This window comes from Mycobacterium sp. ZZG, from assembly GCF_054786995.1.
The window spans coordinates 43,319-54,921 of record NZ_JBTBFV010000036.1; the positions used below are offsets into that span (position 1 = coordinate 43,319).

Below are 11,603 nucleotides of genomic sequence, written 5' to 3' on the forward strand. Positions count from 1 at the left end.
TCTAGGCTTGGCGTGTGCGGTTGACATGGCCGCTGACCGGCCGCTCCGACGAGACGCGACAGATCGAAGCCGCGCTGCTGGATTCCGCCTCGGCGGGCATCGTGGTCAGCGGTCCGGCGGGTGTCGGCAAGAGCCGCATCGTGCGGGACGCGCTCGCGGCGTTCACCGCTCGCGGATGGCAGGTGCGCTGGGTGGTCGGCACCTCGGCCGCGCGCAACCTGCCGCTGGGTGCGCTCACACCGTGGGCCCGAGCATCCGGCAACGACAGCCTGCAACTGATCCACGACGTGATCACGGCGCTGACCGCCTCGCCCGAGGGCGCCCCCGTGGCACTCGGGGTGGACGACGTCCAGCTGCTCGACGACCTGTCCACCGTCGTCGTCCATCAGACCATCCAGCGCGGACTGGCGCAGGTGGTGCTGACGGTCCGCGACGACGAACCCGTTCCCGCGGCCACCCAGGAGCTGTGGAAGTGCGGAGAGCTCGACCGGCTGGAGGTCGGCCCCCTCTCGGAGTCACAGACCGCCAGACTTCTCTCGGAAACCCTTGGCGGACAGCTGGATCCGGATGCCGTCAACCGGCTGTGGACGTTGACCCGCGGCAATCCCCTGTACCTGCGCAACATCGTCGAACAGGAGGTGTCCGACGGGCGGCTGGCGGTCCGCGGCGGTGTGTGGGCCTGGCACGGCAACCCCGTGATCCCGCGGCGCCTCGTGGAGCTCGTCGAGGCCCGCATCGGCGGGCTGTCCGACGCGGTCAGCACCGTCGTCGACGTCGTCGCCGTCGGCGAGCCGATCGCGATGCGGTCCCTGACCCGAATCACCGATCCGGCCGCAATCGAAGAGGCCGACCGCCGGGGGCTCGTCTCGTTCGAACCCGGCGGCGACACGGTCGAGGTCAGGCTCGCGCATCCGCTCTACGGCGAGGTGCGCCGGAGCCGGGCGCCGCAGACGACATTGCGGCGGCTACGAGGACTGGTAGGCACCGAGCTGGGTGGCTCCGACCACCACGACGACATCCACACCGTGGTGCGCCGCGGCGCTCTGAGTCTGGACTCCGATCTGCCGCCCGACGTCGATCTGCTGCTCACCGCCGCCCGCGGCGCGGCCTGGATGATGGACCTCGCACTGGCGGACCGGTTGGCGGAGGGAGCCATCCGCGCCGGCGGAGGACCCGAAGCGCGTATCGTCAGGGCTTTCGTGCTGTCACTGCAGGGGGCGGGCAGTGAAGCCGAAGAACTTCTCGCCGAGGTGGATTCGACCCGACTCACGGACAGGGACCGAGCCCGGCTGACGTTCTTGCGCGCGGTCAACCTGTTCTTCACGATGGCCCGGCCGCGGCGCGCCAAGGAGTTGATCGACGACGTCTCAGCCCTCGCGATCCCGCAACACCCGTCGCTCAACGCCTTCAGCTGCGTGTACTGGGCGGGCATGGGCAATCCGGCAGCCGCCCTGGAGTGCGCAGCGGCGTTCGAGCCGGCCCAGTTGCCCGACGACTTCCAGCGCAGATTGACCGCGTGGGCGTCCACGGTGGCGCACGGTGAGGGCGGACGCACCACCGAGGCCGTCGCCGCCGCCACGGCCGGATATTCGATCCCGGTGCGCGCGTTCATCATCATCGCGGACGCACACACCAACGCGCTGGCCCTGGCCGGTCGGATCGCCGACGCCGAAGCGGTCGCGGCGCTGATGCGCGACCAGGCGGTCAACTCCCGGGCTGCGCCGTTCGGTCAGGTAGCGGTCGCGGTCAGCGGTCAGGCCGCCCTGGCCGCCGGGGGCCTCGACCGGGCGTGCGCACTGCTCACCAAGGCCGTCGAGCGGGCGACGACGCGGAATCCGGCCACCGGTTTCAACTACCGCTATCGGATTCTGCTGACGACGGCGCTGGCGATGCGGGGACTGACCGAGCACGCCGCGGCCGCGCTGGAGCGCCTGGAGCACGCCGTCCATCCGAGCTGGCGGTATCTGGACTACGCCCGAGCGATTGCCGGCGGATGGGTGGCCTGCTGCCAAGGCGCCACCAGCGACGCAATCGAGACGGTCCGCGCCGCCGCCGAAACATCTCGCCGCCGACAGCAATTCGCCGCGGAGGTGCTGTGCCTGCAGACTGCGACCCAGTTCGGTGCCAGCTCGACCGCCCCGCGCCTGGCCGAACTCCGCCGCATCGTCGAGGGCCCCCGCGTCGAGCTCGCCAGCCTGTTCGCCGCCGCCCTGGGGCGTGCCGACGCCCCGCAATTGGAAACTCTCTCAGGGAGTTTCGAAGAGATGGGCGACCTGGTCGCTGCCGTCGACGCGGCCGCCTATGCGGCCGTGTGCTTCCGTAAGCAGAGCCTGCGCGGATCCGCTCTGCGGTGTTCGGCACGCGCCGAGACCCTCGCCCGGACCGCTGGCGGAGCCTGCACACCCGCGCTTCGGCAGGCCGTCGAACGGCTGCCGCTGACCGATCGCGAACGCGAGATCGTCATGCTGCTCACCGAGCCGATGTCCAACCGTGACATCGCCGACCGGCTTCAGCTGTCGGTGCGCACCGTGGAGAGCCACATCTACAACGCCATGGCCAAGACCGGAACCACCAGCCGCGACGAGCTCGCCGGCCTGCTGGACCACGTCAAGCGTCAGCCGAGCTGACAGCTCGCCCCTCAGAAATCACGGGTAACGGGTGCGTCAAAGGTCAGTACGGCGCTACTGATGTCGAGTGCCACTGACGGGGACGACGATGACATAGACGCAACTGATCGAGGGGAGTACGACGATGACGATCACCATGCCTGCAAGAGTTGAAGCGCTGGTGCACTGGAGAAGTCATCATCCGAGGCGCGTCCGCACCGACTGGGATCTGCACGGCCACCCGCACCACCTGAACTTCGTCGAAAGTGCGTTGCTGTCGCGCGAGATGGACCGACTGTAGACGCACGCGTGCGCCGCCCCGCCGATGGTCGTGTAACCGGCCGAGGTGGAGGCGGCACTGCGGGGAGCGGTCGTCAGGCACGTACGGCTGGTGACGCGGGCCGGCGCAGCGCGCCGCCCACCGCGGCGCTGAGCACTCCGAGGATCACCAGCCCGCCGCCGGCGAGCAGGGTGTAGTTGAGCCACTGATGCAGGCTGTTCTCGGCGGCGGCCACCATCACCTCGGCCACGGTCCGGATGTTGCCGGTCGTCCGGTTCAGCGCGGCGTCCACGTACCTACCGCCGACCTCGATGGCCGCCCACCCTGCGGCGCCGACGAGAAGGGCCGAGACACCAAGCGCGGTAAGTGCTTTGCCGCGTGACCGGGCCGCGGCAAGGGTCAGCAGCGCGAACACGCCGGTGAGCACCGCGGCGCCGACGCTGGCCCACGGCCCCCAGGTCGCCAACCACCTCAGCTTGCCGGGCTGCAACTGCGGGGTGTCCACGGTGATGGGCACCGTGAGAGTGGGCGGTATCTGCAGGTCCAGGTTGCCGAGCGTGGCCGAGAACGACGGGTCGGACAGCATCGGCGCGACGTCGATGAGCCACTGGTCGGTGGAGTTGCCGCTGGGCACGGCCCCGGTGAACATCCACCGATGCGCGATGCGGTTGGCCTGCGCGAACTGTCCCGGGAAACCCGAGTTGCGCGTATAGGACTCCGCCACCTGCCGAACCAGCTCAGGATTGAGCGGATAACCGTTGGCGGCGCCCAGAGCGACGATCTGGGTGGTCAGCTCGGCGGCCATCGCGTCCTGCAGCCGCCGGTCTCCGGCAGCCGCCGCGGCCAGCGACGCGTAGCCGTCCTCGGACACGACGTGGGTCTGCACCCACACCGCGGGCACCGCCGCGACCAGCGCGACCGTCGTGAGCAGCCACAGCAGCAGCGCGGCGAGAAAGCGCACGGACGCGTCCTCCTGTCTCCTGCTGCGGGTCGCCGCCGTGGCGGCTCCGGGACGCGCGGGCTCAGTCGGAAAGGGCGCGCCCCACGATGAGCGGATCGGGCCTGCCCACCACGTCATGGTCCTTGTTGTCGTAGTCGAATCTACTCAGCACGTGCCGCATCGCGTTGATCCGGGCACGTTTCTTGTCGTTGCTCTTGACCACCGTCCACGGCGCGGTCTCGGTGTCCGTCCAGGCGAACATGTCCTCCTTGGCCGCGGTGTAGGCATCCCACTTGTCCAGCGACGCCAGGTCGGTGGGCGACAGCTTCCACTGCCGCACCGGGTCGACCTGACGGATCGTGAAACGGGTGCGCTGCTCGGACGCCGTCACGGAGAACCACAGTTTGGTCAGGCTGATGCCGTCGTTGACGAGCATCTGCTCGAAGAGCGGCACCTGCCTGATGAATTCGGCATGCTGCTTCGATGTGCAGAACCCCATCACCCGCTCCACACCGGCCCGGTTGTACCAGGACCGGTCGAACAGGACCATCTCACCGGCCGACGGCAGGTGCTGCACATAGCGCTGGAAGTACCACTGCGTACGTTCCTTCTCGGTGGGCTTCTCCAGCGCCACCACCCGGGCGCCGCGGGGGTTGAGGTGCTCCATGAACCGCTTGATGGTGCCGCCCTTGCCCGCTGCGTCACGTCCTTCGAACACGATGACGTGCCGGTGCCCGTGGGATTGACTCCACTTCTGCAGCTTCAACAGCTCGATCTGCAGCAGGCGCTTCTGTTCCTCGTACTCCGGCCGGCTCATCCGCTCGTCATACGGATAGTTCTCGCGCCAGGTGTCGACGACCTGCCCGCTCGGCTGCAGCAGCAGGACGGGGTCGTCGTCATCGTCGTCGACGACGGTGTAGCCGGACAGGTCCAGAGTCACCGGCGCAAGCTACCCACCACGACGGACCGGGAGGTGACGCGCCGGTGAACAGCCGGGATGAGCTACTTCGCCACCCGCCGCGGACGGATCAACGCGAGTTTGGTCATCAGCGTGTTCATCCGCTTCAGCGCGCGCGGGGAGTTGTTGTAGTAGTTGCCGCCCGCGCCGACGCGCGTGCGCGGGCTGACCACCGTCTCGATCCGGCAGTACTTGCGCAGACCTTCGGGCCCGCCGAAGCGGGCACCGATCCCCGAGGTCTTCCAGCCGCCCATCGGGGCGGTGGTGCACATCAGGTTGGAGATCACGTCATTGACGTTCACCCCGCCGCAATCCAGTTGCACCGCAATCGCTTCAGCACGCTCGACGTCCTTGGAGAACACCGTCGCCGACAAACCGTAGGGGCTGTCGTTGGCCAGCCGGACCGCCTCTTCGACCGAGGACACCTTCATGATCGGCAGCGTCGGCCCGAACGTCTCCTCGGTCATGCAGGCCATCGAGTGGTCGACGTCGACCAGCACGGTGGGTTCGTAGAAGCTGCCGGGCCCGGTTCCGCGTTTGCCGCCCGTCAGCGCGCGGGCGCCCTTGGCCAGCGCGTCCTGAACATGGCGGGCGGTGATCTCGACCTGGCTGTCGTCGATCAGCGCGCCGAAGGAGTGCCCGTCCCCCGCACCCATCTTCAGGTTCTGCACGTCGCGGACCACGGCGGCGACGAACTGGTCGTAGACCTGCTCGAGCACATACACCCGCTCAACCGACACGCAGGTCTGCCCGGCGTTGAACATCGCACCCCACACCGCGGCGTGGGCGGCCAGGTCGACGTCGGCGTCTTCGAGCACGATCATCGGGTCTTTGCCGCCGAGTTCGAGGCTGACCGGGGTGAGCCGGCGCGCGGCCCGCTCCATGACCTTCGCACCGGTCGCGCTGGATCCGGTGAACTGGATGTAGTCGGAGTTGTCGATGACGGCCTCGGACACCTCGCGCGCGCCCTGGGCCAGCGCCAGCACGTCGGGGCCGCCGGAGTCCAGCCAGCCGCGCAGCAGCAGTTCGGCGGTCAGCGGGGTCCGCTCGGACGGTTTGAGCAGCACCGCGCAGCCCGCGGCGAGCGCGCCGATCGCATCCATCAACGCGTTGGCGACCGGGTAGTTCCACGGCGCGATGATGCCGACGACCGGGCGGGGCCGGTAGTGCACGGTGATCTTCTTGATCGACAGGAACGGCAGCGACGCCGGGCGGGACTCCGGCGCCAGCGCCTTGGCCATGGTCCGGACGTAGTACGACGTGATCATGATGATCAGCGGGACTTCCTGTGCCGCGTCCCCGGCCGACTTGCCGGTTTCGGCGATCAAGAGCCGCTCGATCTCGTCCCGGTGCTCGCCCAGCCACACCGCGTAGCGGGCCAGCACCTTCGCGCGTCCCTTGGCGCCGCGCGCCTCCCACTCCCGCTGAGCGGTGCGCAGGCCGGCCGCCACTCGGGTCACGTCGGCGGGATCAGTCCAGCGCACCTCTCCGGCGATCGCGCCGGTAGCAGGGTTCCTGATCGTTGCGGTGCCGGTGAAATCGGTGGAGGTGCCGGCGTCAGACGTCGCTGTCATTTCTCCATGCTAACGACCGGTGTGATCCAGCCTGCATTCGGGTTTGACGCCTGTCAAGTCTCGCGGCGGGCACGGCCAGGCACGCCAGCGCGCTGCCCAGCAACAGAGCGCCGACCGCATCGGTGAAGTAGTGATAGGCGACGGCCTGCCCGATCACCGCGAGCGCCAGGAATGCCGCGGCGCCCACCACAGCCCACACCGTCACGCCCACAAGAAGAACCGTCATCGCCACCACCACGACCGTCACCGTCGTGTGCCCGCTCGGATAGCACAACCCGCCTTCCTTCACTCGCCCGAACAGGGTCTTGCCCAGTCGGGCGGCCAGCACGCCGGCAAGCGGCGTCACCGCGGCGATCACGGCGAGCCGCCGTCGCCGCTGGATGAGCGCCGCCACGATGACGACCGCCGACACCGCCATGAGCAGTCGGCCGTCGCTGGCCAGCAACAGGTATCTGAGTTCCGGGTGCCGACGGCCGAGTTCCTGAAACCAGTCGTCGACCGGTGTCGAACCCTTGCCGACCGCCAGGCCGAGCACGATCAGCCCGGCCAGACCGATCGCCGGCCACCACCTGATCAGCGGCGTCAGCGCACCAGACCCCGGATGTAGGCCGCCTGGCCGAGGTGCTGCGCGGCGTCGTCGATGATGCTGACCAACCGCGCGCTCGCCGTCACCGGTGGGGTCCACCGGCGGTCGACGATGCGGGCGAGTTCGTCGGCCGTCACCGACGCGACGTATTCCAGCGAAAGCTTGTGCACCGCATGGTAGTAGCCGGCGAGGAGTTTCGCCGGTGCGCGCACCTTGGCCACCTCGTCGGGGGTGTGCCCGTAGCCGTGCGCGTCGCGGGGCAGATCGAGGGCGAACTTGTCCACCCAGCCCTCGCGGAACCACACCTGTTCCACGCCGGCAAGATCGCACAGCTGGGCGTCCTGGATTCGGGCGCTGTGCCAGATCAGCCACGCGATGGTGTTGGCGTCCGGCGCCGGCCGGTAATAGGCCACCTCGTCGGTCAGCCCGTCGGTGAGGTCGTCGACGTGCTCGATGAGGCGGGTAAACGAGTCGCGAAGCAGTTCCCTGGCGGCATCTATTTCGGCCATGCCCGCCAAGCTACGCCCCGTGGAAGACCGCCTCTAGGTTGTTGCCGTCGGGATCGCGGACGAACGCGCCGTAGTAGCCCGGGTGATACTCGGGCCACAGGCGTGGGGCGTGCAGCGACTCCGCCCCGGCTTCCAGCGCCGCGTCGTAGAACGCTTGCACGGCCCCGGTGTCGGCGGCCTGGAACGCGACGTGGACCTCGCGGTTCGGGCCCGCGGCGTCGCCGGAGGTCATGTCAGCGATCCAGAAGTCGGGCTTGCCGTTCCTGCCGTACCCGATCGCGACCTGATAGTCCATCTGCCGCGTGTAGCCGAGCACGCCGAGAACCTTGTCGTAGAACGCTTTCGACTTCTCCCAGTCCGCGCAGTTGATTCCGAGGTGATCGATCATGGGCTGACCGTACATTCGGGGTATGACATTTGATCTCGTGATCCGCGGGGGAACCATCGTCGACGGCCTCGGTGGCGCACCGTTCACAGGGGACGTCGCCGTCCGGGACGGCGTCATCTGTGACGTCGGCGCCGCGGCCGGCTCCGGGATCCGGGAGATCGACGCTACCGGCCTGCTGGTCACTCCCGGCTTCGTCGACCTGCACACCCACTACGACGGGCAGGCGATCTGGTCGGACCGGCTCACACCGTCGTCGGCCCACGGCGTCACCACCGCCGTGATGGGCAACTGCGGCGTCGGCTTCGCGCCGTGCCGGCCCGATGACCACGACGTGCTCGTCGACGTGATGGCCGGTGTCGAGGACATCCCCGGCGTGGTGATGGTCGACGGCCTGCCGTGGCACTGGGAGACGTTCCCCGAGTTTCTCGACGCGCTGGACGCGGGGCGCAGGGATATCGATGTGGCGGCGTTCCTGCCGCACTCGCCGCTGCGGGTGTACGTGATGGGCGGGCGTGGAGTCGACCGCGAACCCGCCACGGCCGATGACCTGATGCTGATGCGCAAGCTCGCCGCCGAGGCCGTGCGGGCCGGCGCGCTGGGCTTCGCGTCCTCGCGCTTCACCCTGCACAAAACCGAGAGCGGCAAGCCGATCCCGACATACGACGCCGACCACGCCGAGATCGAGGCGATCGCACGGGGCGTCGACGACGCCGGTGGAGGTCTGATCCAGTTCGTCCCCGACCTGGTGGCCGGCGACTACGAACCCGTCCTGCAGACGGTGTTCGACGTGGCCGCCGCGGTCGGCCTGCCGGTGACGTTCACGCTGGCGATCGGCAACGCCGGTGACCCGTTCTACCTCGACGCGCTGCGGATGGTGGAGAAGGCCAATCAGAACGGCGGCCGCATCAGCGCTCAGATCTTCCCGCGGCCCATCGGGCTGATGCTGGGACTGGAACTGTCCGGCAATCCGTTCGTGATGTACCCGTCGTACCGGGAGATCGCATCGCTTCCGCTGGCCGAGCGGGTGGCCGAGATGCGCAGACCCGAGGTGCGCGAACGCATCCTCACCGACACGCCGGCCTCCGACGGGCACCCGCTGATGTTCGCCGCGCAAGCCTGGAACTACATGTTCCCCCTCGGCGATCCCCCGAATTACGAACCTTCACAGTCGGATTCGATCGGAGCCTGCGCACAGGCTCGTGGCGTCAGCCCGCAGGAGGAGGCCTACGACCGGTTGCTCGACGATGACGGTCACGCCATGCTGCTGGTCACGCTGGCCAACTTCCGCGACGGCTCGCTGGACACCGTCGCCGAGCTGATCCGGCGCGACGACGTGGTGCTCGGCCTCGGCGATGGCGGTGCGCACTACGGAATGATCTGCGACGCAAGCTTCCCGACCTACATGCTGACCCACTGGGTGCGCGACCGCGCCACGGGCCGGCTGTCGGTCCAGGACGCGGTGCGTGAACTCACCTCGGTGCCCGCGCGGGTGGCCGGGCTCGCCGACCGCGGCCGAATCGCTGTGGGCTACAAGGCCGATCTCAACGTCATCGACGCCGAGTCGCTACGGCTGCACAAGCCGGTCGTGGTCAACGACCTGCCCGCGGGTGGCCGCCGCCTGGACCAGAGCGCGGACGGCTACGTGGCCACGATCGTCTCCGGGGAGGTGATCGCCGAGAACGGTGCCCCGACGGCGGCCCGGCCGGGCAGACTCGTCCGGGGCCGCCAGCCCGCGCCCGTGGCATCACACCACGATCGTGTTGAACCATCAATGGAATGACCGTGCAGCCGATCGAACCCCCAGGCGCTCTGAGTACCCTCATCCCATGAGCGTGAAGGTGGATCCCGACCGGCTCGCCGAGGTTCTCGGTGACTTCCCGTTCGCGTATCTCGTCACCGTCGGAGACGATTACCGGGCGCACACCGTCGCGGTCGCTCCCGTGGCGACCGACGGGATCCTGCGGATCGACTCCATCGGAAACAGCACTCGCCGTAACGCGTCCGCCCATCCGGCCGTCACGCTGGTGTGGCCGCCGCGCGAGCCCGGTGGTTACTCACTGATCGTCGACGGCCGGGCCGAAGCCGCCGGCGACGGCATGCGTATCCGTCCGGCCGGGGCGGTGCTGCACCGCCCCGCTACGCCGGGCGTCCCCACCGCCTCCGGCTGCGGGGACGACTGCGTGCCACTGCGCGAGTGAGGACGACCTTTCCGGTCATTCCAGCGGTGGTCACGAACACACTGCACTACCCCACCACGGGATTTCATCCCGCGTTCGGATCAGCCCGCGCGAAAGTCTGGCGAAGTCCCGCCGAAGTTGGGCTGATAGATCCTCGTGACTGTCACGAATGCGCCCGCCCCCGATCAGCGGACGGTGACCCCGCAGGCCCGCACAGCCCTGTGGGCGAGCCTGGTCGGCACCACGATCGAGTGGTACGACTTCTTCCTCTACGCCACTGCAGCCAGCCTGGTGTTCAATCAGGCCTTCTTCCCCGACCAGACCACGTTCGTCGGCACCATGCTGTCCTTCGCGACGTTCGCGGTCGGATTCGTCGTGCGCCCGATCGGCGGCTTCGTGTTCGGGCACGTCGGCGACCGCATCGGCCGCAAGAAGACGCTGGCGCTGACCATGCTGCTGATGGGCGGGGCGACCGCGTTGATGGGTGTGCTGCCCACCGCCGCGCAGATCGGTGTGCTGGCGACGATCCTGCTGCTGCTGTTGCGTGTCGTTCAGGGCTTCGCGCTCGGCGGGGAGTGGGCCGGGGCGGTGCTGCTGGCCGTCGAGCACGGACCGCCCCGCCGGCGCGGCCTGTTCGGCAGTATCCCGCAGGTCGGGCTGGCGCTCGGGCTCGCCTTGGGCACAGGGGTTTTCGCGCTGTTGCAAGTGGCACTGCCCAACGAGGCCTTCCTGACCTACGGGTGGCGGATCGCGTTCCTGTTCAGCATCGTGCTGGTGATCTTCGGCGTTGTGGTGCGGCTGAAGGCCAGTGAGACACCGTCTTTCGAGAAAGTACGGGAGAGCGACGACCGTGCCGCGGTCCCGGTGCGCGAGGTGTTCCGGCCGCCGATCCTGAAATCGACGGTGCTGGGCATGCTGTCTCGCTGGGGTGAGGGCGCGGCCTTCAACACCTGGGGTGTGTTCGCGATCGCCTACGCCACCGGCACTCTCGGGCTGGGGAAGGTGCCCGTGCTGCTCGTCGTCACCGTCGCGGCGCTTCTGATGGCGGCGCTGCTGCCGGTGTCCGGCCTGCTCACCGACCGCTACGGCGCCAAGCGGATCTACACCATCGGGATCGCCGCATACGCCGTGGCCGTCTTCCCCGTGTTCGCGCTGTTCGGCACTGGGGACATCGTCTTCTACGCGCTTGCGATGGTGGTGGTGTTCGGTGTCGTCCACGCGCTGTTCTACGGCGCCCAGGGCACGCTGTACGCCTCGCTGTTCCCGGCCCGGATCCGCTACACCGGCCTGTCGACGGTCTACCAGCTCTCCGGTGTGTACGCGTCGGGCCTGACCCCGCTGATCCTGACCGCGCTGATCGGGGTCGCCGGCGGCAGCCCGTGGCTGGCCTGCGGCTACCTGGTCACCACTGCCGTCATCAGCGTGCTGGCCACCCTGGCGCTCAAACCCGCACCGCTGGGTCAAGTCCAGGGACGTGGTGTACGACGTCGTCGTGTGATTCTTCGAGGTGATGGTTCAGGTGGTCAGTGCCGCGGGGGTGGCCTCCTGTTCGGTCGGGGTGTCGTTGACGGTGCGTGATTTGCTC

At 68.7% G+C, this 11,603-nt stretch carries 11 protein-coding genes; 5 read left to right on the top strand and 6 right to left on the bottom strand.

Annotation, left to right across the window (positions count from 1 at the left end; all coding sequences use genetic code 11):
- The first annotated feature begins 14 nt into the window (after nt 1-14).
- Both ACXMYJ_RS19170 and ACXMYJ_RS19175 read left to right on the top strand, forming a co-directional pair.
- Nucleotides 15-2,627 carry a LuxR C-terminal-related transcriptional regulator gene (locus tag ACXMYJ_RS19170; RefSeq protein WP_460358448.1) on the top strand — a complete coding sequence of 871 codons (2,613 nt, stop codon included), beginning with the start codon at nt 15-17 and terminating at the stop codon, nt 2,625-2,627.
- A gap of 124 nt (nt 2,628-2,751) precedes the next feature.
- A complete protein-coding gene (locus ACXMYJ_RS19175; protein ID WP_260756788.1) occupies nt 2,752-2,907 on the top strand; it encodes a hypothetical protein in 156 nt (51 codons plus the stop codon).
- Nucleotides 2,908-2,980: 73 nt separating this feature from the next.
- Here ACXMYJ_RS19175 and ACXMYJ_RS19180 read toward each other — a convergent pair whose 3' ends face one another.
- From ACXMYJ_RS19180 to ACXMYJ_RS19205, 6 genes are all read right to left on the bottom strand, one after another.
- Entirely contained in the window at nt 2,981-3,847 is an 867-nt protein-coding gene (locus tag ACXMYJ_RS19180; RefSeq protein WP_260756786.1) for a hypothetical protein, read from the bottom strand.
- A 61-nt stretch (nt 3,848-3,908) separates the two neighbouring features.
- Nucleotides 3,909-4,766 carry a polyphosphate kinase 2 gene (gene ppk2, locus ACXMYJ_RS19185; RefSeq protein ID WP_443188864.1) on the bottom strand — a complete coding sequence of 286 codons (858 nt, stop codon included), beginning with the start codon at nt 4,764-4,766 and terminating at the stop codon, nt 3,909-3,911.
- 62 nt (nt 4,767-4,828) lie between these two features.
- Complete coding sequence (locus ACXMYJ_RS19190; RefSeq protein WP_460358453.1) at nt 4,829-6,358, bottom strand: aldehyde dehydrogenase family protein; 1,530 nt, start codon at nt 6,356-6,358, stop codon at nt 4,829-4,831.
- Entirely contained in the window at nt 6,342-6,893 is a 552-nt protein-coding gene (locus ACXMYJ_RS19195; protein WP_460358456.1) for a phosphatase PAP2 family protein, read from the bottom strand. Before ACXMYJ_RS19195 ends, ACXMYJ_RS19190 begins: the two co-directional genes overlap by 17 nt.
- Nucleotides 6,894-6,940: 47 nt before the next feature.
- The gene (locus ACXMYJ_RS19200) at nt 6,941-7,453 is read right to left on the bottom strand and encodes a mycothiol transferase (RefSeq protein ID WP_443188862.1); all 513 of its coding nucleotides are present in this window, start codon (nt 7,451-7,453) and stop codon (nt 6,941-6,943) included.
- A gap of 10 nt (nt 7,454-7,463) precedes the next feature.
- The gene (locus ACXMYJ_RS19205) at nt 7,464-7,841 is read right to left on the bottom strand and encodes a VOC family protein (protein ID WP_460358460.1); all 378 of its coding nucleotides are present in this window, start codon (nt 7,839-7,841) and stop codon (nt 7,464-7,466) included.
- A gap of 22 nt (nt 7,842-7,863) precedes the next feature.
- On the opposite strand from ACXMYJ_RS19205, the gene ACXMYJ_RS19210 reads away from it, so the two are divergent.
- From ACXMYJ_RS19210 to ACXMYJ_RS19220, 3 genes are all read left to right on the top strand, one after another.
- Nucleotides 7,864-9,621, top strand: coding sequence for an N-acyl-D-amino-acid deacylase family protein (locus tag ACXMYJ_RS19210; protein WP_460358463.1), 1,758 nt, complete (start codon nt 7,864-7,866; stop codon nt 9,619-9,621).
- Between the two features lie 46 nt (nt 9,622-9,667).
- Nucleotides 9,668-10,039 carry a pyridoxamine 5'-phosphate oxidase family protein gene (locus ACXMYJ_RS19215; protein ID WP_260756779.1) on the top strand — a complete coding sequence of 124 codons (372 nt, stop codon included), beginning with the start codon at nt 9,668-9,670 and terminating at the stop codon, nt 10,037-10,039.
- A gap of 135 nt (nt 10,040-10,174) precedes the next feature.
- Entirely contained in the window at nt 10,175-11,596 is a 1,422-nt protein-coding gene (locus ACXMYJ_RS19220; RefSeq protein WP_460358466.1) for an MFS transporter, read from the top strand.
- The last annotated feature ends 7 nt before the right edge of the window (nt 11,597-11,603 follow it).